18 protein-coding genes are annotated in these 23,182 nt (G+C 68.5%); 10 read left to right on the top strand and 8 right to left on the bottom strand.

Going from position 1 to position 23,182, the window contains the following annotated elements; genetic code table 11:
- The first annotated feature begins 77 nt into the window (after positions 1-77).
- The 4 genes from FZ033_RS04180 to guaB all read left to right on the top strand — a co-directional run bounded on the left by FZ033_RS04180 (position 78) and on the right by guaB (position 5,119).
- Positions 78-1,034: a YybS family protein gene (locus FZ033_RS04180; protein WP_149574890.1), complete on the top strand. Its 957-nt coding sequence runs from the start codon at positions 78-80 to the stop codon at positions 1,032-1,034.
- A gap of 57 nt (positions 1,035-1,091) precedes the next feature.
- Entirely contained in the window at positions 1,092-1,673 is a 582-nt protein-coding gene (gene rplI, locus FZ033_RS04175) for a 50S ribosomal protein L9 (protein WP_149574889.1), read from the top strand.
- Positions 1,674-2,090: 417 nt separating this feature from the next.
- Positions 2,091-3,356, top strand: coding sequence for an SAM-dependent methyltransferase (locus FZ033_RS04170; protein WP_149574888.1), 1,266 nt, complete (start codon positions 2,091-2,093; stop codon positions 3,354-3,356).
- A 230-nt stretch (positions 3,357-3,586) separates the two neighbouring features.
- Complete coding sequence (gene guaB, locus FZ033_RS04165) at positions 3,587-5,119, top strand: IMP dehydrogenase (RefSeq protein ID WP_210247857.1); 1,533 nt, start codon at positions 3,587-3,589, stop codon at positions 5,117-5,119.
- Between the two features lie 121 nt (positions 5,120-5,240).
- Here the strand turns inward: guaB and FZ033_RS04160 are convergent, their stop codons facing one another.
- From FZ033_RS04160 to murA, 8 genes are all read right to left on the bottom strand, one after another.
- On the bottom strand, positions 5,241-5,693 hold the full coding sequence (locus tag FZ033_RS04160; protein ID WP_149574887.1) for an ion channel: 453 nt from the start codon (positions 5,691-5,693) through the stop codon (positions 5,241-5,243).
- 88 nt (positions 5,694-5,781) lie between these two features.
- Complete coding sequence (locus FZ033_RS04155) at positions 5,782-6,126, bottom strand: hypothetical protein (protein ID WP_149574886.1); 345 nt, start codon at positions 6,124-6,126, stop codon at positions 5,782-5,784.
- Between the two features lie 138 nt (positions 6,127-6,264).
- Positions 6,265-7,776 (bottom strand): exopolyphosphatase, encoded by a 1,512-nt coding sequence (gene ppx / locus FZ033_RS04150; protein WP_149574885.1) that lies wholly within the window; start codon positions 7,774-7,776, stop codon positions 6,265-6,267.
- A 10-nt stretch (positions 7,777-7,786) separates the two neighbouring features.
- Positions 7,787-9,934 carry an RNA degradosome polyphosphate kinase gene (locus tag FZ033_RS04145; protein WP_232847332.1) on the bottom strand — a complete coding sequence of 716 codons (2,148 nt, stop codon included), beginning with the start codon at positions 9,932-9,934 and terminating at the stop codon, positions 7,787-7,789.
- Between the two features lie 122 nt (positions 9,935-10,056).
- Complete coding sequence (locus tag FZ033_RS04140) at positions 10,057-10,779, bottom strand: HdaA/DnaA family protein (protein WP_149574883.1); 723 nt, start codon at positions 10,777-10,779, stop codon at positions 10,057-10,059.
- 2 nt (positions 10,780-10,781) lie between these two features.
- Positions 10,782-11,894 (bottom strand): AI-2E family transporter, encoded by a 1,113-nt coding sequence (locus tag FZ033_RS04135; protein ID WP_232847321.1) that lies wholly within the window; start codon positions 11,892-11,894, stop codon positions 10,782-10,784.
- A 202-nt stretch (positions 11,895-12,096) separates the two neighbouring features.
- A complete protein-coding gene (locus FZ033_RS04130) occupies positions 12,097-12,627 on the bottom strand; it encodes a CDP-alcohol phosphatidyltransferase family protein (RefSeq protein ID WP_149574881.1) in 531 nt (176 codons plus the stop codon).
- Positions 12,628-12,730: 103 nt separating this feature from the next.
- Positions 12,731-14,020, bottom strand: coding sequence for a UDP-N-acetylglucosamine 1-carboxyvinyltransferase (murA, locus tag FZ033_RS04125; RefSeq protein ID WP_149574880.1), 1,290 nt, complete (start codon positions 14,018-14,020; stop codon positions 12,731-12,733).
- 707 nt (positions 14,021-14,727) lie between these two features.
- Between murA and FZ033_RS04115 the strand changes: the two genes are divergently transcribed.
- The 6 genes from FZ033_RS04115 (at position 14,728) to FZ033_RS24240 (ending at position 23,077) form a co-directional block, all read left to right on the top strand.
- Positions 14,728-14,964 (top strand): acyl carrier protein, encoded by a 237-nt coding sequence (locus FZ033_RS04115; RefSeq protein WP_012115109.1) that lies wholly within the window; start codon positions 14,728-14,730, stop codon positions 14,962-14,964.
- A 109-nt stretch (positions 14,965-15,073) separates the two neighbouring features.
- Entirely contained in the window at positions 15,074-16,336 is a 1,263-nt protein-coding gene (fabF, locus tag FZ033_RS04110; protein WP_149574878.1) for a beta-ketoacyl-ACP synthase II, read from the top strand.
- A gap of 368 nt (positions 16,337-16,704) precedes the next feature.
- Positions 16,705-17,805 (top strand): endolytic transglycosylase MltG, encoded by a 1,101-nt coding sequence (mltG, locus tag FZ033_RS04105; RefSeq protein WP_232847320.1) that lies wholly within the window; start codon positions 16,705-16,707, stop codon positions 17,803-17,805.
- A gap of 296 nt (positions 17,806-18,101) precedes the next feature.
- The gene (locus FZ033_RS04100) at positions 18,102-19,034 is read left to right on the top strand and encodes a YicC/YloC family endoribonuclease (RefSeq protein ID WP_149574876.1); all 933 of its coding nucleotides are present in this window, start codon (positions 18,102-18,104) and stop codon (positions 19,032-19,034) included.
- 11 nt (positions 19,035-19,045) lie between these two features.
- Positions 19,046-19,741: a guanylate kinase gene (gene gmk / locus FZ033_RS04095; protein WP_393991770.1), complete on the top strand. Its 696-nt coding sequence runs from the start codon at positions 19,046-19,048 to the stop codon at positions 19,739-19,741.
- Positions 19,742-20,017: 276 nt separating this feature from the next.
- Positions 20,018-23,077 carry a DNA translocase FtsK gene (locus FZ033_RS24240; protein WP_232847319.1) on the top strand — a complete coding sequence of 1,020 codons (3,060 nt, stop codon included), beginning with the start codon at positions 20,018-20,020 and terminating at the stop codon, positions 23,075-23,077.
- Positions 23,078-23,182 lie beyond the last annotated feature (105 nt).

The following is a 23,182-nucleotide window of genomic DNA, read 5'->3' as shown; positions in this document are numbered from 1 at the left end:
GCGGGGAAGTCTCCGGGGCGTCTGCTGGGGTGGACCCAAGGTCCGCCTCTAACCGCGTCAGCGGGACAGCTTGTCGGATGGCACTTCTTATCCTCATCGGCCTGGCCGCCGGATCGGCCTCCGCACTGCTTGCCGCCAGCGCCGCGGCGGGTTCGGTTCTGGCCGTCCCCCTCTTCTATCTCTCGCCCCTGCCGGTGATGATCGCCGGCATCGCGTTCAGCCCGCTGGCTGCGGTCCTTGCCGTGATCACCGGGGGCGCCGGGCTGTGGCTCGGCTTCGGCGGCACCTTCCTCATCACCTATCTGGTGGGCCTCGGCGGCCCGGCCCTCGGCCTGTCCTATGCGGCGCTTCTCGCCCGGACGGATCCGGCGGCCCGTGACGGCTTCGTCTGGTTTCCCGTGGGCGGGCTGGTGCTGCTGGCGGCGGGCTTCGCCACCGTCTCCGTCACCGTGGCCCTGTTCGGTATGGCCTCGGACTATGAGGCGTACCATGCGGCGGTGACCGCCACCTTCCAGGCGTTCGTGGCCGGCCAGGCCCTGCCCATCGGGGCGGAGGGGCGCGACCCCCTCGCCATGGCCACGCTGATCGCCCATGTCCTGCCCGCCATGGCGGCGGGGATGGCCATGGCCTCCTACCTCGCCTGCCTCTACCTCTCCGCCCGCGCGGCGCGGGTCTCCGGCACGCTGGCGCGGCCGTGGCCCAAGCTGGCCGCCTTCCGGCTGCCGCCGGTGACCTCGCTGGTGCTTGCCGTGGTGCTGGCCCTGTCCATGGCCGGTGGCCTCGCCGGCCTTGCGGCCTCGGCCGGCGCCCTGACACTCGCCTTCGCCTATGCCCTCGCCGGCTTCGCTGTGGTCCACGCCCTGACCGAAGGCCAGCCGGCGCGGACCCTCATCCTCGGTGCGCTCTGGGTGACCTCGGCCGTGCTGGGCTGGCCGGTGCTGGCCATGGCCGTGCTCGGCTTTGCCGACGGCATGCTCGACCTTCGCTCCCGTATCGCCACCGGCAAGGGACCGCCGGCCGCGAACGACCGCTGACTTTCCAAGAAATTCCGACCAAGAAATCCCAATCCAATACGAACAGGAGAAACGAAAATGGATGTCATTCTTCTCGAGCGCGTCGCCAAGCTCGGCCAGATGGGCGAAGTGGTGAAGGTGCGCGACGGCTACGCTCGCAACTTCCTGCTGCCGAACGGCAAGGCCCTGCGCGCCACCAAGGCGAACAAGACCCGCTTCGACACCATGAAGATCGAGCTTGAGGCCCGCAACCTGGAGCGCCGCAAGGACGCCGAGGCGGTGGCCGAGAAGCTCAACGGCCAGAGCGTGGCGATGATCCGCCAGGCCGGCGAGAGCGGCCAGCTCTACGGCTCGGTCTCCACCCGCGACATCGCCGATGGCCTCACCGCCGCCGGCTTCACGGTGGACCGCCAGCAGGTCGTCCTCAACCACCCCATCAAGACCCTGGGCGTGCACGTGGTCCCGGTGACCCTGCACCCCGAGGTCGAGGTGACCGTGAAGGTCAACGTCGCCCGCAACGCCGAGGAGGCCGAGCGTCAGGCCCGCGGCGAGGACGTGCGCACCGCCCGTGACGAGGATGCCGAGATCGAGGCCGAACTCGCCATCGAGCGCGCCGAAGTCGCCGCCGAGCTGGCGGCCGAGGAAGGCACCGAGGGCTGAGGCCTTATCGCCCCCTCCATTGGGGGCGACGCTTTTTCGACGCGGAAGACCAACGGCGTCCCGGCCCCCTGCCGGGGCGCCGTTTTGCATTCACACGTTGCCGGCGCCTGCTCGCGCGCACGTGACGTTGTCGCCCCAGCGCCATATTGCGACGCCGCAGCCTTGGTGGTTTCATGAAACCCGTTGCGGCCATCCGGGTGGACCGGCCGGGACGTTTGCCGCGTCGCCCTGCGCCAGATCAGGCGTCGAAGGCCGGCGAGCGGACCAAAGCCGGATCCGGAGCGTTTTCATTCAGGCAGGGCATGGGAGCGTGAATGGGCGCGCCCGTGGCGCCCCCTTGGCGCCGGCCCGCGGATGAACGCTCCGCGGCTTGGAGCGGGAGAAAGGTTTGGGGCTGAAGCTGAGTGGAGGCGGCCGATGGAGCGGTTGCTGGAAAAGGTCTTGCGGCGGGTTGTCGTTCACGGCGGCCTGAGGGTGACAACCGCGTCCGGTCGGACAATGACCTTAGGGAATGCGCCGCCAGGGCAGAAGCCGGTGGCGCTTCGCATCACCTGCCCGGCGGCCCAGCGCGACATCTGCCTCGACCCGGAGCTGAAGCTCGGCGAAGCCTACATGAACGGCACGCTGGTTATGGAGGAGGGCACCATCGCCGACTTCCTCGACCTGGTCATGGCCCAGCCGTTTTCAATCAACCCCACGGCGCCGGCCAAGCTGCTCTACCTGCTGCGGCGGGTGTCGCGCCGCATTACGCAATTCAACCCGCCCGGCCGGTCGCAACGCAATGTGGCGCACCATTACGATATCGACGGGCGGCTCTATTCACTCTTCCTCGACCATGACCGGCAGTACAGCTGCGCCTATTTCGAGCATGAGGGGCAGAGCCTCGACGACGCCCAGCTGGCCAAGAAGCGCCACATCGCGGCCAAGCTCGTGCTCGACCGCGCAGGTCTGGACGTGCTGGACATCGGCTCGGGCTGGGGCGGGCTCGGTCTTTATCTCGCGGAGATGGCGGGGGCGAAGGTTCAGGGCGTCACGCTCTCGAGCGAGCAACTGGCACTGTCGCGCCACCGCGCCGCCGAGCGCGGCCTTGCCGATCGGGTGAACTTCACCCTGCGCGATTATCGCGACGTGGAGGGGGTATTCGACCGCATCGTGTCGGTGGGCATGTTCGAGCATGTGGGCGTGGGCCATTTCGGCGTCTTCTTCCGCAAGGCCCGCAGCCTGCTGAAGGACGACGGGGTGATGCTGCTGCACGCCATCGGCCGCTCCGATCCGCCGGGCGTCACCAACCCCTTCATCACCAAGTATATTTTCCCGGGCGGCTACATCCCGGCCCTGTCGGAGGTGCTGCCGCACATCGAGCGGGCCGGCCTCGTCGTCACTGACGTGGAGCTCCTGCGCCTGCATTATGCCGAGACGCTGAAGGCCTGGCGCCAGCGCTTCCTGGCCCGCCGGGAGGAGGCCGCCCGCCTCACCGACGAACGCTTCTGCCGCATGTGGGAATTCTATCTGGCGTCCAGCGAGATGGCATTCCGCCACCAGGGCCTGAACGTGTTCCAGATCCAGCTCGCCCGCCGGCAGCAGGCGGTGCCGCTGACCCGGGACTATGTGGCGGCGGCGGAGGACCGCCTGAGGCGTGCGGAAGCCGCGGCCCGCGCGCCGCTGCGCCTCGCCGGCGAATAGAGCGCTCGCACGGGCCGGCGGGGTGTCCGGCCGGCCCGGTGCAGGCGCGCGGGTGGCTGCTCGCCGCTGCGTGCATGGGAGCGTTGCAGCGAATGCCTCGCAACAGGTCTTCTATTCGTCGTGCACTCATGGTATCGGCCACTGCCAACTCGTAGCGGGGTGTCTGACAGCAACCCGTTCCGGCCCCGATCCAGCGGCCCGGCTTCCCGCGCCGCCTTAAGGAGTTGGCCATGACCACCCCGATTTCGAACGTGCCCCCCTCCGCGGCCATCGCCAACGGTCGCGCGCCGTTCCGCGAGGCGCTGACGTTCGACGACGTGCTGCTGACGCCGGGCGCCTCCGAAGTGATGCCGGGCCAGGTCGATGTCGCCACCCAGCTCACCAAGACCATCAGCCTCAACCTGCCCATCATCTCCGCGGCCATGGATACGGTGACCGAATCGCGCCTCGCCATCGCCATGGCGCAGGCGGGCGGCATCGGCGTCATCCACCGCAACCTCACGCCCGAGCTTCAAGCCGAGCATGTGCGGCAGGTGAAGAAGTATGAATCGGGCATGGTGGTGAACCCGGTCACCATCCATCCCGACGAGACCCTCGCCCACGCCCTCACCCTCATGAAGCGCTATTCCATCTCCGGCATTCCGGTGGTGGAGCGCGGGGTGGGTGCCATCGCCGGGCGGCTGGTCGGCATCCTCACCAACCGCGACGTGCGCTTTGCCCACAATCCCGAGCAGCGCGTGGCCGAGCTGATGACCAAGGACAGGCTCATCACCGTGCGCGAGGGCCAGGTGAACCAGGAGGAAGCCAAGAGCCTCCTGCACCAGTACCGCATCGAGAAGCTGCTGGTGGTGGACAACGACGAACGCTGCGTCGGCCTCATCACCGTCAAGGACATCGAGAAGGCGGTGGCCTATCCCCACGCCGCCAAGGACGAGCAGGGCCGCCTGCGGGTCGCCGCCGCCACCACCGTGGGCCCTGACGGCTTCGAGCGCACCGAGCGCCTGATCGACGCCGGCGTGGACCTCGTGGTGGTGGATACCGCCCACGGCCATTCCCGCAAGGTGCTGGATCAGGTGGAGCGCATCAAGAAGCTCTCCAACCGCACCCAGATCCTCGCCGGCAACATCGCCACCGCCGAAGGCGCCCGTGCGCTCATCGACGCCGGGGCGGACGCGGTGAAGGTGGGCATCGGCCCGGGCTCCATCTGCACCACCCGCATCGTGGCGGGTGTCGGCGTGCCCCAGCTCACCGCGGTGATGGATGCGGTGGAAGCCGCCTACGCCACCGGCACGCCGGTGATCGCAGACGGGGGCATCAAGTATTCCGGCGACCTCGCCAAGGCGCTGGCGGCCGGCGCCTCCGCCGCCATGGTGGGCTCGCTGCTCGCCGGCACCGACGAGAGCCCGGGCGAGGTGTTCCTCTATCAGGGCCGTTCCTACAAGTCGTATCGCGGCATGGGCTCGGTGGGCGCCATGGCCCGCGGCTCGGCCGACCGCTACTTCCAGGCGGAAGTGCGCGACACGCTGAAGCTGGTTCCGGAAGGCATCGAGGGCCAGGTGGCCTACAAGGGCCCGGTGGGCGCGGTGCTCCACCAGCTTGCCGGCGGCCTGCGGGCGGCCATGGGCTATGTGGGCGGCAGCACGCTGAAGGAATTCCGCGAGAAGGCCCAGTTCGTGCGCATCTCCTCCGCCGGCCTGCGCGAGAGCCACGTGCACGACGTGACCATCACCCGCGAGAGCCCGAACTATCCCACCAGCGTGTGACAGCGATGGGTGATGAGCTTGTCTCATCTCCCATCGGCACAAGCCCGCGCGGCGCTTGAGCGCAACCCCCTTCGTGCCGGTCGAAGACCGGCGCCGCTCGTGTGGGCAGCGACGGCCCGGCTCAGGTGGAGTCCGGGCCGCGCATGCGCACGACGAACTCCACCAGGAACGCGGTGGACCAGGCCACCATCATCGGGCCGAGGAGCGATTCGAACCCGGCGATGGCGCGGAAAGACTTGGCGATGGACACCCCGTCCGCGCCGACCGTGGTGTAGGTGGAGATGGAATAATAGATCGCGTCGTGCGGGTCGGCGATGGCGCCGAGCGCGACATAGGCCGTTGCCCAGATGCAGACCTCGAACATGTGGGCAAGGCTGAGGCTCAGCACGGTGGCGCTGATGATCACCGCCTCGCGGAATACGTGATCGGAGTAGATCTTGCCGCGGATGCGCCGGCTGAGGCGGCGGCGGATGATCGCCAGCGCGATGGCGTGGGAAACCACCGTAAGCATCGCCAGCGCGACGCAGACCACAAGCAGCGCCAGATACGCGCCCGATCCGATACCCCCGTCCATGACGCGTGCCGACCCCCTCCGCGCGGTGTCGCGCGTCGGGGCAACCTAGCTGCTTCCGGCGGTGAGGAAAATCGCCGGTCGGCGATCCTCAGGCGCCGTCGCGCTGAGTGCGGGCGGAAGACGCGGAGGGCTTGGGCGGGGTCACGTCGATCATGCCGTTCTCGTCGGGCGCGCGTTCGGCATTGCCGAAGGGCTGCCCGCTGCGCAGGTCGAACACCCGCACCGAGCCGAAGGGGGACGAAAAGCCGCCCCGGCGCATGCCCGGCGCCCGGCCGGTGACGAGAGCGTAGACACCCCCGCCGAGCACGAGTGTCGTGATCACGATGCCGGCCACGACGATGAGGCCGCCCACGAGCGTGAACAGCGCAAGGCCCACGAGGCCCGCGACCACAAGGCCGGCAACTCCGCCAAACAGGTTCAGAAGCTGTTTCATGGCACCAGCGTGAAGGTGGATTGGGGCGGACTTGCGACCGCCCCGCGCCGCCGGCGTGACGCCGGTCACAGGTGTATCAGTGCCCGCCTGAGGCGGTCCCTTCCCAAGGAACAGGCCGGCGGACCCCGGCCGGGCCGGTCAGTCGCCCTGTTCGAGCAATGGCTCGCGGCCGATGAGCCGGGCCAGCTGGCGCAGGCGGTTATAGACCCGGTCGTTCACCAGCGAGACAACCTTGCGCGGCACCGACAGCACCAGCTGGTCGCCGCGCACCTGAAGCGGCATCTGCGGCAGGATGCCAGGCATGGCCGCCGAGAGCACGTAGGCGACCCGCATCACCGCGCCGAGGATGCGCGCGCGGTCCAGCATGCCGGTGGTGAGCAGCTCCAGGATACGGGTGTCGGATTCGTCAGTGTTGAGGCCCATGTGCCGGAAATAGACCGAGAGGGCGACATAGGCCCGGCCGGGATGATCGATGCCGGCGAACGCCGCGTGGGCGATCATGTTCAGGCTCTGCTCGCCGCGATAGTCCGGGTGGGCGCGCCAGCTCACGTCCGCCAGCAGGCAGGCGGCACGGCGCAGGCGCTTCTCGTCTTCCGCTTCCTCCAGCACCGGCGCCGAAGCGAAAAAGCCGTCGGTCCAGGCCACCAGCTCCTCCCCGTGGCGGGGCGAGCGGGAGCGCAGCACGTTCATCTCGGCTGCCGCGATCAGGAGCGGGTCGCGGACGCGCTCCTCTTCCGGCATCAGGGAATGCAGCAGGCCCTCGCGCACGCCGAGAGCGGAGATGACCACCTCGGACGGCCGGCCCTGCCGCACGATGTTCTCCAGCACCAGCGCGCCATAGGCGAGTAGGGGACGGCGGGCATCGGAGACCACGTCGATATGGGCGAGGGCCTCGGCGTCGGCCCGGTGCACGATGCGGGTGAAGTCCAGCGCCTCGCGGGCGGGAATCACATAGCCATGCATCACGTGGAGCGGATAGCCCTTGGTGTACATGTGCAGGCGCGCCAGCGCCCGCCACGTTCCACCCACCGCATAGAAGGTGCGGCCGGCCAGCGCCCCCAGAACCTCGGCCTCGGGGATGGTCTCGCGGACGATCTTCTCCGCCTTACGCGGCGAGCGGGCCGAGCGATCCTGCAGGGCGAGCCCGCCGAGCGGCAGGGTGACGCCGGTGCCGATGGCGCGGCCCTTCACGTCCACCAGCTCCAGCGAGCCGCCGCCGAGATCGCCCACGATGCCGTCCGGCGCATAGACACCGGCCACCACGCCGGCGGCGGCGAGTTCCGCCTCGCGCTTGCCGGTGAGCAGCTCGATCTTGCGACCGCAGATGGCCTCGCATTCGGCGATGAAGGCGGGGCCGTTCTCCGCGTCGCGCGCTGCGGCGGTGGCGAGGGCATGGACCTCGCCCACCTCCATGGCGTCGCACAGGGCGCGGAACCGCTTCAGGGCGGCCAGGGCACGGTCCACCGCATCCTGCGGCAGGCGCCCGGTGGAGAGCACCTCGCGGCCGAGCCCGCACAGGGCCTTCTCGTTGAAGATGGGCGTGAGCGCGCGGCTCAGCCCCTCATAGACCACGAGGCGGACCGAGTTGGAGCCGATATCGATGACCGCGACCGGCGCCCCGGTGAAGAGCCGGCCGGGCGCGCGGGTCACCTCCTCGCCGTCAACGACGGACGAAGAGGCTACGCGGCGAAGAATCTTTGAGAGACTTTCCACGTCCGGACAAGCTCGGGTTGGTCATGAAATATTGATGGGCGTTGAACGGCTCTTCGCCCGGCGCGGGGACTATGCGTTCGGAGGAGCCGTCCGGCAAGACACGCCAGCTCTGCTGGTTGTCGATAAGATTTGCGACCATGATCTGGTCGAGCACCTGCTCGTGCACCGTGGGATTGGTGATGGGGCACAGGGTCTCGACCCGGCGGTCGAGGTTGCGCGGCATCAGGTCCGCCGAGGAGATGTAGACCACCGCATTGGGGCTTGGCAGGCCGTGGCCGGCACCGAAGCAGTACACGCGCGAGTGCTCCAGGAAGCGGCCCACGATGGACTTTACCCGGATGTTCTCGGAGAGCCCGGGAATGCCGGGGCGCAGGCAGCAGATGCCGCGGATGATGCAATCCACCTGCACGCCGGCGGCGCTGGCCTCGTACAGCGCGTCGATGATCTCCGGATCCACCAGCGAGTTGCACTTCAGCCAGATGGCGGCCGGGCGGCCGGCCTTGGCGAACTCGATCTCGTCGGCGATGTGGTTGAGCAGCCGCGGCTTCAGGCCCGTGGGCGAGACCGCCATGGCGTCCAGCTCGCCGGGGGTGGCATAGCCGGTGATGAAGTTGAAGATGCGGGCCACGTCCTGGGCGATCACCGGATCGGCGGTGAAGAAGGAAAGGTCCGTATAGATGCGGGCGGTAATGGGGTGGTAGTTTCCGGTGCCCACATGCACGTAGGTGGAGAGCTGTGCGCCCTCGCGCCGCACCGCCATGGAGAGCTTGCCGTGGGTCTTCAGCTCGATGAAGCCGAACACCACCTGCACGCCGGCGCGCTCCAGGTCGCGGGCCCAGCGGATGTTGGCTTCCTCGTCGAAGCGGGCCTTCAGCTCCACCAGCGCGGTCACCGACTTGCCGGCCTCCGCCGCCTCGGCCAGCGCCTTCACGATGGGGCTGTCGGAGGAGGTGCGGTAGAGGGTCTGCTTGATGGCGACGACGTTGGGGTCGCGGGCGGCCTGGCGGAGAAACTGAACCACCACGTCAAAGGATTCATAAGGGTGGTGAACCAGAATGTCCTTCTCGCGAATAGCGAGAAAGCAGTCGCCGCCGTGGTCGCGGATGCGCTCGGGAAATCGGGCGTTGTAGGCCTGGAACTTCAGGTCCGGCCGGTCCACCGAGACCAGCTGGGAGAATTCGTTCAGGGCGAGCACGCCGCCCACCACGAAGATCTCGTCGTCGTTCACACCCAGCTCGCGGGCGACGAAATTGCGGAGTTCCGCCGGCATGGCGGCATCCGCCTCCATGCGGATCACCTCGCCATAGCGCCGCTGTTTCAGCGCGGTCTCAAACAGGCGGACGAGATCCTCCGCCTCTTCCTCGATTTCAAGGTCGCTGTCGCGCACCACCCGGAACACGCCCTGACCCTTCACCGCGTAGCCGGGGAAGAGGCGGGAGATGAACAGGCCGATCATCTGCTCCAGGGTGATGAAGCGCAGGGCGCCGGTGCCAAGATCCGGCAGGCGGATGAAGCGCTCCACCTTGGCGGGGATGCGGATGAGCGCGTTCATGCCCCGCCCGTCCGACTGCCGCACCAGCTGGAGCGCAAGCGAGAAGCCAAGATTGGGGATGAACGGGAAGGGGTGCGCCGGGTCGATGGCGAGCGGGGTCAGCACCGGGAAGACATGGTTGAGGAAGTGCCGGTCCAGCACCACCAGGTCGTCGGCCGTGACCTCCGCGCCGTCCACCAGCACGATGCCAACGCCGGCGAGGTCGTGCCGCAGCTCCAGCCAGCGGCCCTGCTGGTCGGAGATGAGCTGGGCGGCGCTGGCGAGGATGGTGGCGAGCTGCTCGGACGGGGTGAGGCCGTCGGGGCTGCGCGTCTGCACGCCTTCGCGCACCTGCTCCTTCAGGCCCGCCACGCGGACCATGAAGAACTCGTCGAGGTTGTTGGCGGAGATGGAGAGGAAGCGCAACTGCTCCAGCAGGGGGTGGTTGCGGTTCTCCGCCTCCTCCAGCACGCGCCGGTTGAAGTGCAGCCAGGAAATCTCGCGGTTGATGAAGCGCTGCGGCGATTGCGCCAGCGCCAGCACTTCCGTCGCGCCTGCCGGCATCTCGCCTGCCGGGACCTCGACCTCCGCGAGCGCTGCAGCCTCGTTCATACCCATGCTCGGTCCCCCGCGTTTCGGCCGGACCATGGCCGCGTTGGATGACTACTCTATGACGCTCGGCGGTATCAGTCTTCTTCCCCGTGGACGTCGGGGAAGGATGGGTCATCGCCCAGTTCCTTCAACACTTGTGCCGCGAGGGCCCGAGTCACCGGGCGTCGGGCGGCGAGGGCGGCCGTATCCAGCGCATCCACGATGCGCTTGGCGCCCGCCACCGTGCGCTGCATGCGCATAAGGAGGTACTGGACAGTGGCTTCATCCACGGAAAGCTGGCGATCCGCGAACAGCTTCACCAGCACCGCCGCCAAAAGGGCATCGTCCGCGGGCGCGATCTCGAACACCGGCAACGCGCGCAGCCGCGAGGCGAGGTCGGCGGTGGCGAGGCTGAAGGTTGAGGGCGGCGTGCGCGCCGTCATCAGCAGGTAGGCCTGCTGCTCGCGGGCGAGGTTGAGCAGGTGGAACAGGGCGGCCTCGCTGAAGGTGCCGGCCTCCAGGTCCTCCAGCACCAGCGCGCCGGTGGCGAGGGCATCGGGCACGCCTTCGCGCGTCAGGGCGCGGGCGTTGAGGGTCAGCGCGCCGGAGCGCTCGGCGAAGATCGCCGAAAGATGGCTCTTGCCGGCGCCCTCCGGCCCCACGATGCACACCACCCGGGCCGGCCATTCGGGAAAGGCGTCGATGAGGGCGAGGGCAGCCCCGTTGCCGGGCGCCGCGAGGAAATCCTCGCGCCGGAGCGCCGGGTAGGCCGGCAGGTCGAGGGGAAGCTGGCGCGGACGTCCGTCGCGCTCTGCCATGCTCAGGGTGTCCCCGGCGGGGGCAGGGCGTCGTCGGCGGTGCCCTGGTAGAGCGTCGACTGCATGTAGCGGGCGATCACGAAGCGCACCAGCACGCCTGTCACCGCCGTGAGCGGCACGGCGAGCAGCAGGCCCACGAAGCCGAACAGGTAGCCGAAGGCGAACAGGGCGAACATGAGCCAGACCGGATGCACCCCGATGCTGTCGCCCACCAGCTTGGGCGAGAGCACGTAGCCCTCGATGGTCTGGCCGGTGACGAAGATGGCCAGCACCGTGCCGATCATGCCCCAGTCGGGAAAGAACTGGACGATTGCCACGCCCATGGCCAGCACGAAGCCGGTGAGCGAGCCCACATAGGGAATAAAGGTAATGACGCCGGAGACGATGCCGATGAGCAGGCCGAAATTCAGCCCCGCCATGGTCAGCGTCACCGCATAGAAGGTGCCGAGCAGCAGGCACACCATGGCCTGCCCGCGCACGAAGCCCGCCACCGCCATGTCCATGGCGCAGGCAAGGCCCCGCACTTCCGTGCGATGGGGCAGCGGCACCAGCCGGTCCACGAAGGCGACCATGTTGTTCCAGTCGCACAGGATGTAGAACACGACCACCGGCGTCACCACCAGCAGCGCGAACAGCGAGATCAGCGCCTGCCCCCCGGACCACACGGAGGAGAGCAGGCCCACCAGGTGGCTGACGCCCTGCGTCATGAGATCGGAGATCGAGCGCTGCATATCCGGCAGGCGGTCGCCGACGATACCGCTCAGCCACTCGCGGTTTTCCTCGGTCAAAAGGCCCTGCAGCCGCGCCACGTAGGCGGGCAGGCGCTGGATGAACTCGAACATCTGCGAGGACAGCAGCGGCAGGGCGAGCAGGAAGAACAGCACCACCAGCAGCAGCATGATCCCCACCACCACCAGGGCGGAAAGGGTGCGGGCGACGCCGATGCGCTCCAGCCGCGCCACCACGGGATTGAGGAAATAGGCCAGCACGATGCCCGCCACGAACGGCAGCAGGATGCCGCTCAGCAGCCACAGGGCGATGGCGGTGAGGATGAGGGCCGTCACCCAGAAGCGCATCTGGAACCGGACCGGCAGCGTGCTTTCCTCAGGCGCCATGTCGGGGGGGCGGCGTTCCGGCGTAGGGCGGTTTGGCGCAGGATCGTCTTGCACGCCGGGCGCGCGAACCCTGCCGCCGTGCGCCGGGCTGACGGCTGCTGCGGTGTTTCGCGGGTCGCGTTCGCCGATCAACTCACGATCCATCAGCTCGCCGTTCGTGAGCGCACCATTCGCCGGTGCGCCATCTTCAACTGACTGTGCGTCAGTTCGCAACGTGGCGCGTCCATGCGGCGAGATAGGCAGCGGCGGAAAGGCCCGTCAAGAGCCCGACCATCACAAGCCCCACCTGGAACAGCCCGGGCAGCTCCAGGCCGAAGCCGGATGCGCCCAGCACGAAGGCCGCGAACACGATCTGGACCGCCGTATTCACCTTGGAGACGAGCAGCGGGCTGATCGCCACCGGCTTGGCCATGACGAGGGACAGGACCACCGCCCCGATGATCATCACGTCCCGCGACACCACGGCGATGGCCACCCAGCGCGGGATCAGGCCGCAGACCGCCAGCGCCACGTAGATGGAGATGAGCAGGGCCTTGTCGGCCACCGGATCGAGATAGGAGCCGAGCTCCGTCTGCATATGGAAGCGCTTGGCGATGAAGCCGTCGAGCGCATCGGAGATGCCGGCCGCCAGGAACAGCCAGAACGCCAGCGCATACTCGCTGGAGGCGATCGACCAGACCACGGCCGGCACCAGCAGGATGCGCATGAGGGTGATGATATTCGGCAGGCTCACCTCGGCCTCCGCGCCGCCGGGAGGATGCGCCGGCCGCCTGGATCGCAAGCCGGCCGGATATCGCGTTCCCTGTCTTGAAGTTCGGGGCTGTCCACGCCCCGGGTCAGCCGCTGATGCGCTCGATCTGCGCGCCGCACCGCGACAGCTTCTCTTCCAGCTTCTCGAAGCCGCGGTCGAGATGGTAGACGCGCTGGACCATGGTTTCGCCCTCCGCCGCAAGGCCGGCAATGACCAGGGAGACCGAGGCCCGAAGGTCGGTGGCCATCACCGGCGCGCCGGTCAGGCGCTCCACCCCCTCCACCACGGCGGTGTCGCCATCGAGGTGGATGCGGGCGCCGAGCCGGGCCAGCTCCTGCACATGCATGAAGCGGTTCTCGAAAATGGTCTCGGTGATGCGGGAATTGCCCTTGGCCTTGGTCATGAGCGCCATGAACTGGGCCTGGAGATCGGTGGGGAAGCCGGGGTAGGGGGCGGTGGTCACCTCCACCGGCAGGATGCCGGCGCCGTTGCGGCGCACCCGGATGCCCTCGTTGGTGGCGTCGATCTCGGCGCCGGCCTGGCGCAAGGCATCAAGCGCGCTTTCCAGCAGGTCGGGCCGGGCGCCGGCGAGCATCACGTCGCCGCCGGTCATGGCGGTGGCCATGGCGTAGGTGCCGGTCTCGATGCGGTCGGGCAGCACGGCGTGGCGGGCGGCCTTGAGGCGTGCCACGCCCTCCACATGGATGGTGGAACTGCCGGCGCCGGTAATGCGGGCGCCCATCTTGATGAGGCAGTCGGCGAGATCCACCACCTCCGGCTCGCGGGCGGCATTCTCGATGATGCTGTCGCCGCGGGCGAGGGCGGCGGCCATGAGGGCGGTGTGGGTGGCGCCCACCGACACCTTGGGGAACACGATGCGCGCGCCCTTGAGCCCGTGGGGCGCCTTGGCCACCACATAGCCGGCGTCGATCTCGATCTCGGCGCCGAGGGCGCGCAGGGCGTCGAGATGGAAATCCACCGGCCGGGTGCCGATGGCGCAGCCGCCGGGCAGCGACACCTTGGCCACGCCGATGCGGGCCAGCAGGGGCCCCAGCACCCAGAACGAAGCGCGCATGCGCGAGACGAGATCATAGGGCGCGGTGGTGTCCACGATCACCCGCGCGTCGATCTCCAGCGTCTGGCCGGCATAGGGATCGTCGCCGTTGCGCTTGCCGTTGGTGGTGATGTCCACGCCGTGATTACCGAGGATGCGCTGGAGCAGCGCCACGTCCGCGAGGCGCGGCACGTTCTCGAGAATCAGCTTCTCCTCGGTCAGGAGGCTGGCGATCATCAGCGGCAGGGCTGCGTTCTTCGCACCGGAAATGGGAATGGTGCCCTTGAGCTCGTTTCCGCCGACGATGCGAATCTTGTCCATGCGCTACCTGTGCCTCCTACCGGCTGGCCCCCCCAAGCCGGCCGACCGCGGAATTTAAGTGAAAAGCTCTAGCCCGGCTCGCCGTCCGGCACAATCTTGGCGGCACCCGTCGCCAGCGCCGTGCTACCACCGCGCGCAGGGTTTTCACCGCTATTCGCGCCGTCCAGGGGCATTTCGGCGGCGGGGAGGGGGCTTTGGCCTGGCTCGGAGCTGGCGAGGGGGGCGGACTCGGGAAGGTTGCCCGCAGCGCGCGCGGGGGCATTTTCGACTTCACCCGAGCGCCGCGCGCGCGATTGGGCTTTGCGCCGCGACAGGTTCGCACGCAGGGCGGCGGCGAGGCGTTCCGATCGGTCCTTGCTCCCGGGCATGGAGGGTGAGTAGCCGGCGCACACCGTCGGCGCAAGAAGCGCATCGCCGACACGCATCGCCGTAACGTGCGCTATTACCGTGCCGGCCTTTGCGGAGCTTGGCTGGCCTTGCTGCGGGGAGTGTGCTAACGAGCCGCATTGCCGGACCGGAAAAGGGCGCCTTCAAAGGTGTCTAAACATCCGAGAGCGGCGGTGGGAGCTGTCCGCTCCAATCCACGCGCTGCCTGCGAGGAATGTTCCTTGCGGCGGAGGGGGCTGGGCACGGCGGAAAAAAGGCATTATGCCCTCCACCAGCCGCCGAACGGCAACGGGATTATCCGAACAACGAGGGTTGCATCTATGAGTGACATCGCCGAGCGGGTGAAGAAGATTGTCGCGGAGCATCTGGGGGTGGAACCCGAGAAGGTCACGGAGAGCGCCTCCTTCATCGACGATCTCGGCGCCGACAGCCTCGACACCGTGGAACTCGTGATGGCCTTCGAGGAGGCTTTCAACTGCGAGATCCCGGACGATGCCGCCGAGACCATCCTGACCGTGGGTGACGCGATCAAGTTCCTGGAAAAGAACGCGGCTTGATTCTCACGCCTGTTCATTCGACGGTCGCGCGGCGCTGGGCGCCCGCGGCCGTTGTCGCACCGGGTCGCGCGCAAGCCGCGCCAACGGCCCGCCTGCCGGAGTTTTTCCCATGAGACGTGTTGTCGTCACCGGCCTCGGCATGGTGACGCCGCTCGGCTGCGGCGTCGAGCCGACCTGGCGGCGGCTCATCGCCGGCGAGAGCGGCGTGAAGGCGGTCAGCCATTTCGAAGTGGCCGATCTTGCCTGCAAGATCGCCGCCAATGTTCCGCGCGGCGATGGTTCCGACGGGACCTTCAATCCCGACCAGTGGATGGAGCCGAAAGAGCAGCGCAAGGTGGACGAGTTCATCGTCTACGCCATGGCTGCCGCGACCCAGGCGCTGGACGACGCCGGCTGGCACCCGTCCTCCTACGAGGACCAGATCAACACCGGCGTGCTGATCGGCTCCGGCATCGGCGGCATCGAGGGCATCGCCGAATCGGCCCTGCTGCTCAAGGAGCGCGGGCCGCGGCGCATATCGCCCTTCTTCATTCCCGGCCGTCTCATCAATCTGGCCGGCGGCTACGTCTCCATCACCCACGGGCTGAAGGGGCCGAACCACGCTGTGGTCACGGCCTGCTCCACCGGCGCCCATGCCATCGGCGATGCCGGGCGGCTCATCGCCCTGGGTGATGCGGACGTGATGGTGGCTGGCGGCACCGAATCGACCGTCAACCGCCTGGCGCTGGCCGGTTTTGCCGCCTGCAAGGCGCTCTGCACCGCCTTCAATGACGATCCCACCCGCGCCTCGCGCCCCTACGACAAGGACCGCGATGGCTTCGTGATGGGCGAGGGCGCCGGCGTGGTGGTGCTCGAGGAGCTCGAGCACGCCAAGGCGCGCGGCGCGCACATCTATGCCGAGCTGGTGGGCTACGGCCTGTCGGGTGACGCCTTCCACATCACCGCCCCTTCGCCGGACGGCGACGGCGCCTTCCGCTGCATGCAGGCGGCGCTGAAGCGGGCGGGCCTGACGGCGGGCGACATCGACTACATCAACGCCCATGGCACCTCGACCATGGCCGACGAGATCGAGCTGAAGGCGGTGGAGCGGCTGCTCGGCAATGCCGCGGCGACCACCTCCATGTCGTCCACCAAGTCGTCCATCGGCCACCTGCTCGGGGCCGCGGGCGCGGTGGAGGCGATCTTCTCCGTCCTCGCCATCCGCGACCAGATCGCCCCGGCGACGCTCAATCTCGACAATCCGTCGGTGGAGACCCCCATCGATCTGGTGCCGCTCAAAGCGAAGCCGCGCAAGATCGACGCCGTGCTCTCCAATTCCTTCGGGTTCGGCGGGACCAACGCATCCCTCATCTTCCAGCGCTTCGACGCCTGATGCTGCGCCGGCCGGGGCCTTGCCCCGGCCGGCCCCTTCCAGGGCCGTGGCCCGGCCGACGGACCGGAAGACGTACGGCACCATGCCGCCGTTGCGCCCGAATGTGCCTTTAGCAAGCCTCCCATGCGGCGGCGTTCCGGCCCGAACGTTTGACCGCGCGCCTTCGCCGACGACAGGGGAGCCCTTGGATGGCCGAATCCAACGACGGATCACCAAAGGCCGGAGCACCGGACGTTGCCGGACCCGTAGGGTCACCAGTGCCCCCGGCCGGCGGTCCTGACGCGGCCGCCGCCCCCGCCGCAGGGTCCGCCACGCCCCCGTCCGCGAGCGCCAAACCTGCCGCGCCCAAACCCGCGCCGAAGGCGTCCGTGCGATCCGGCCGCGGTGCCCGGCAGGCCAAGCCGCCGCGCCCGTCGCGCGCGGCGCGGCATCCGGCGGTGACCGTTCTCAGCGGCCTCTTCACCTTCCTGCTGTTCCTCGCGGTCGGCGGCGGCATCGGGGCCTGGTACGCCGAGCGCGCCTTCTATGCCCCCGGCCCCCTCGCCACCGAAAAGGTGGTGAACATCCCGCGCGGGTCCGGCGTGCGCGACATGGGCGACATCCTCGAGCGCGAGGGCGTGATCAGCAACGCCCTGCTGTTCCTGGCCGGCCAGCGCATTGCCCGGCCCGATGCCAGCTTCAAGGCCGGCGAGTTCGTCTTCAAGCCGGGCCAGTCGCTGGCGAGCGTCATCGACACGCTGGCCTCCGGCAAGATGGTGGTGCACCAGATCACCATCCCCGAGGGCCTCACCAGCCAGCAGGTGGTCAAGCGCCTGATGGACAATGAGCTGCTCACCGGCACCCCCGCAGTGCCGGCCGAGGGGACACTGCTGCCCGAGACCTACCAGATCACCCGCGGCCAGACCCGCGAGGAGGTGCTGAAGAAGATGGCCGAGGAGCAGCGCAAACTCTTGGCCACCCTCTGGGCCAAACGCGCGCCCGATGTTCCGGTCAAGAGCCCGCAGGAGCTGGTGACCCTCGCCTCCATCGTGGAGAAGGAGACCGGGCTTGCCGCCGAGCGGCCCAAGGTGGCCGCGGTCTTCGTCAACCGGATCAACAAGAAGATGCGGCTCCAGTCGGATCCGACCATCATCTACGGCATCGTCGGCGGGCGCGGCGCGCTGGGGCGGCCCATCAGCCGCACCGACATCGCCACCGCGACGGCATACAATACCTACGCCATCGACGGCCTGCCGCCCGGCCCCATCTGCAATCCGGGGCGCGACGCGCTGGCGGCGGTGGCCAATCCGCCGCGGACGAAGGACCTGTTCTTCGTCGCGGACGGTACGGGCGGCCACGCCTTCGCCGAGACGCTGGCCGACCACAACAAGAATGTCGCCCGCTGGCGCGCCATCGAGCAGGGCAACGCCCCGGCCGCTCCTGCCGCCGGTACGCCGGCCCCCGCTGCGGCGCCGAACACCGGCAACTAGAGCACGCGCCGATCAGCTTGCGTCGCAAGCCGATCGGATAACGCGTTCTCTATCATTAAGTTAGAGGGCGATTCACCGATCAGATTGGTTCAATCTGATCGGATCGCGCTCTAGGTATGCTCTGATCCGATCGCATGGCGATTGTGGTCGGATATGTCTTCAAGGCGGGCCTGAGGTCGGATCACATTGCCCCGGCCTCAGGTTATTGTGTTAAGCGGTTTCAGGACGCAGGACCGGTGGCCCGTCTGCCGAAACGGCTTTTACCCCTTGAGCGCGGCGTCGCCGCAGGATCGAACATGAAGCGTGCCGCCGTGACCACCAACCGCATTCCGGCTTCGGCCCGGGCCCCCCTCGCCAGCATGACCGGCTTTGCCCGCGTCGCCGGCTCCCACGGGCCGTGGCGGTTCGGCTGGGAGGTGCGCGCGGTCAACGGCAAGGGCCTGGACCTGCGGCTGCGCCTGCCGCCGGGCTTCGAAATGCTGGAGGCGGATGTGCGCACCCGCACTGGCCAGGTGCTGACCCGCGGCTCGGTCTCCGCCACCCTCGCCGCCACCCGAGAGGGGGAGACCAGCACCGTTCGGGTCAACCAGGGGGCGCTGGAGGCGCTGTATCGGACCGTGTCCGAAAGCGCCCGCCGCCTGGGTGCGCCGGCACCCACCCTCGACGCCCTTGTGGCGGTCAAGGGCATGGTGGAGATCGCCGAGGCCGACGAGGGCGAGGAGGAGCGCCGCGCGCTCATGTCCGCCATGCTCTCGGCCTTCGACCGGGCGCTCGCGGAGCTCGGCACCATGCGCGCCCGCGAGGGCGAGGCGCTCAATGCCATCCTCTCCGAGCGGCTCGATGCCATCGCCGCCCTGCTGGTGCGGGCCGAACGCCTGCCGGAACGCGGCGTCGAGGCCATCAAGGCCCGCATCGCCGAGCAGGTGCGGGTGCTGATGGAGGCCGCCACCCTCGATCCCGACCGCCTGCACCAGGAGGCGGTGCTTGCCGTCACCAAGGCGGACGTGCGTGAGGAGCTGGACCGGCTCAGCGCCCATATCGCCGCCGCGCGCGATCTGCTGCACACCGGCGGTCCGGCGGGGCGGCGGCTCGATTTCCTCGCCCAGGAGTTCAACCGCGAGGCGAACACCCTGTGCTCCAAGTCCAATTCCGTGGCGCTGACGCAGATCGGGCTTGACCTGAAGCTGCTGGTGGACCAGTTCCGCGAGCAGATCCAGAACCTCGAGTGAAGCCCGAACCCATGCCGCAATCCGCCTCTTCCTCCGTGTCGTCGCACTTCGCGCTGCCGGGCTGGAAGCCGGGCGCGGGTATACTCGCGCGGCGCGGGCTGATGCTGGTGCTGTCCTCGCCCTCGGGGGCGGGCAAGACCACCCTGTCGCGCAAGCTGCTGGCGAGCGACGATCGAATCACCATGTCCGTGTCCGTCACCACGCGCCCGCCCCGGCCGGGCGAGGTGGACGGCAAGGACTATTATTTCGTGGACGTGCCCACCTTCCACCGCATGCGGGATGAAGGCGAACTGCTGGAACACGCGGTGGTGTTCGACAATCTCTACGGCACGCCGCGTCCGGCCGTGGAGCTGGCCCTGTCCGCCGGGCGGGACGTGCTGTTCGACATCGACTGGCAGGGCACCCAGCAACTGGGCGAGACAGCCCAGCAGGACCTGGTGAAGGTCTTCCTGCTGCCGCCCACCGCTGCCGACCTCGAACAGCGCCTGCGCTCCCGGGCGCAGGATTCGGAAGAGGTGGTGCACCAGCGCATGGCCAAGGCCTCCGACGAGATCAGCCACTACACCGAATACGACTACATCATCATCAACCACGAGGTGGACGACAGCCTCGTCAAGCTCACCGCCATCCTGCAGGCGGAGCGGCTGAAGCGGCGGCGCCTGACAGGCCTGTCGAGCTTCGTGAAGGGCCTGCGCGACGCCCTGTGAGGCGCCGCAGCGCGTGACGCTTAGGTGATCTGCGACAGGCCGTCGCGCCTGAGCTCATACCCGCACAATTCTGAGCACTGAACGCCCTCGTGCCCGGCAGTCCAGACACGTGGGCGTTCCGCTCATCCCCATGTGTGTACCACCGGCGCACGGCCCTCTTTGTCATCCACAGGCGGCGGTATTGAATAACCTCTGATCCGGGGGTGCAAACCTCCCCTTAACGCGGGGGCTCTAAGCCTTGGGGAACGGCGCCGGTGCTGCGGGCTACGGATCAGCATGTCTTCTTTCAACCGTCCTCCCAGATCCTTTGGATATCCTGCCTATGACGCGGAAGCGGACTATGCGCCGCCGGCGGACTATGCGGCCGGCCGCAGCGTTACGCCGTCCCTCGGCGCCTTCGCGCCGGAGTATCGGGCGCCGGTTGAGGTTCCCCCCGCCCCGCTCACCCACAGCTGGATCGACCTGGAGCTGATTCCGAGCTGGCTGCGGCCCTTCACCCTCGACGCCAACACCCGCTTCACCCGCACGCCGGACCATTTCCTGCGTCCGCGCGAGGCTGAGGCCCTGCATGAGCCGTTGGTTCTGCCGGGCATCGAGGACCATGTCCTGGCGCTGAGTGAGGCACAGACCGCCCCGGTGCCCGAGATTTCGAGCCGCAGCTGGCGTTTCGTGCACGACCCCGCCGATGACGCGGCGGTCGTACCGGAGGTGGCGGTGATCGCCGCCATCGATCCGCCTGCGGATGTGGTGGCCGAAGCGACGGCCGAGGCTGCCGACGAGGTCGCAGCCCTCGCGGTTGAGCCCGTGGAGGCCGAAGGGCTCGTGGACGACGGGCTGGCCCTTTCCCTGGATGCGGCCGAGGCTTGGAGCGCTGATGCGCCCGTGGCTTTCGAGCAGGAGCACGCGGCGCAAGCAGCCTTTGCTGTTCAGGAGGCTCTCGCAGTGCAGGAGGCGGTCGAGGCGCAGATTGCGTTCATGGACGACCTGTCCGACGCGTCCGTTGAGGGCGCGGAGCCCGAGGTCGCGGTCCCGGAGCCGGACGAGGATCTGCCGCCCCATTTCGAGGCTCTGTCGCGTCTTCTGGTCCTCGGCCGCGCCGCCGTGCCCCCCGCCCATGCCGACGAGCAGGATCTCGCTCCCTCCGACCGCGAGGATCAGGCCCAGCCGCTGGATGCTGTTTCAATCGAAGATGCGGCCATCTCCGACGCGCCGGTGGAGGGTGAGACGGACGCTGATTCGGACGCCGAGGGCGAACGTGTCGAAGACGAAATGATCGACGCTACCGACCTCATCGCCGAGGCGGAGGCCGGGGAGCCCGAGGCTGAAGACGAGGAGGCCGATGAAGAGGTTGCCTCCGACGCCGAGGACGACGAACTGCTCCTGGCCTCGGACGCTGACGCTTACGAAGACGAAGAGGCAGGCGCCTCTGAAGGCGACGAAGACGCTTACGAGGACGACGCCGAAGCCGAGGATGAGGACGAGGACCAAGAAGAAGACGAGGACCTGCTCCTTGCCGACGACGCGGAGGCGGCCGATGCAGCCGACGCCGGTGACGACGGCGAACCCCTCGCCGTTTCTTCCGCTCTCTCCGGCCTGCCGATCCTGACGGAGCCGGGGCCCTCCCTCTGGCGGCCGTACCAGCAGAGCATCACCGCCCATTTCCTCGGCGCGGTGGCGCCGCTCGGCTTCGCGCCGGCTGCCCTCGCAGCGCCGGTGCCTGCGTCCAGCGCGGAGGAGTTGTCGCCCGCGACCCTTCCGGCCCCAGTTCTCGCCGCCCCGGCCATCGACGCCGATGGGGAAGTCACGGACGACACCAACCTCTACGACCTGCCGCCCCTCGACCTGCTGCGCGAGCCGCCGGTGGTGGAGCCGGACTATGAGATGTCCGAGGAGTTCCTCGACCAGTCCTCCACCATGCTCCAGCAGGTGCTGCGCGATTTCGGCGTGCGCGGCGAGATCATCGACGCCAATCCCGGCCCGGTGGTCACCCTTTACGAGTTCGAGCCGGCGCCGGGGGTGAAGTCGTCCCGCGTCATCGGTCTGTCGGCAGACATCGCCCGCTCCATGAGCGCGGTGTCGGCCCGCGTGGCGGTGGTGGAGGGGCGCAACGTCATCGGCATTGAGCTGCCCAACCGGCGGCGCGAGACCGTGTGGCTGCGCGAGCTTCTTTCCAGCCACGAATTCGTGGAGACCCACCCCAAGCTCGGCCTGTGCCTCGGCAAGACCATCGGTGGCGTGCCGGTGATCGCAGACCTTGCCCGCATGCCCCACCTGCTGGTGGCCGGCACCACCGGCTCCGGCAAGTCGGTGGCCATCAACACCATGATCCTGAGCCTGCTCTACCGGCACACGCCGGATGCCTGCCGGCTCATCATGATCGACCCCAAGATGCTGGAACTCTCCGTCTACGAGGGCATCCCGCACCTGCTCACCCCCGTCGTCACCGACCCGAAGAAGGCGATCATCGCGCTGAAGTGGGCGGTGAAGGAGATGGAGGAGCGCTACAAGAAGATGAGCCGCCTCGCGGTGCGCAACATCGACGGCTTCAACGCCCGCGTGAAGGAGGCGGCGGAGAAGGGCGAGGTCATCACCCGCAGCGTGCAGGTGGGCTTCGACAAGGAGACGGGGGAAAGCCTGTTCGAGGAACAGGACATGGACCTCACCCCCTTGCCCTACATCGTCGTCATCGTGGACGAGATGGCCGACCTGATGATGGTGGCGGGCAAGGAGATCGAGGGCGCCATCCAGCGCCTCGCCCAGATGGCCCGGGCCGCCGGCATCCATCTGGTGATGGCGACGCAGCGCCCCTCGGTGGACGTGATCACCGGCACCATCAAGGCCAATTTCCCCACCCGCATCTCGTTCCAGGTGACCAGCAAGATCGACAGCCGCACCATCCTCGGCGAGATGGGGGCTGAAACCCTGCTGGGGCAGGGCGACATGCTGTTCATGGCCGGCGGCGGGCGCATCACCCGCGTCCACGGGCCGTTCGTGTCCGATGGCGAGGTGGAGAAGGTGGTGGCCTTCCTCAAGGCCCAGGGCGGGCCGGACTATCTGGACGCCGTGATCCTCGACGAGGATGCCGAGGTGGACGACGAGGACGACGCGGTGTTCGACCGTTCCAGCCTCGGCGAGGCAGGGGGCGATCTCTACGATCAGGCCGTTGCCATCGTCATGCGCGACCGCAAGGCGTCCACGTCCTACATCCAGCGGCGGCTTCAGGTGGGCTACAACAAGGCCGCGAGCCTCATGGAGCGCATGGAAACCGAGGGCATCGTCGGCCCGGCCAACCATGCCGGCAAGCGCGAGATCCTCAGCTTCTCACGGCCGGGATGAGGAGCGGGGATGAAGGGCGGGGGCGGCGCCTCCGTTCTTCAGGCGGCGCGGCGTATGCATGACCGAGTTCCGATGGCCGGTGCGCATGGCGCACCGGCCATCGGC

The organism is Xanthobacter oligotrophicus, from assembly GCF_008364685.1.
Taxonomy (GTDB): domain Bacteria; phylum Pseudomonadota; class Alphaproteobacteria; order Rhizobiales; family Xanthobacteraceae; genus Xanthobacter; species Xanthobacter oligotrophicus.
Note: the sequence above shows the minus strand (reverse complement) of the source record. Positions and strands in the feature narration are given on the sequence as shown.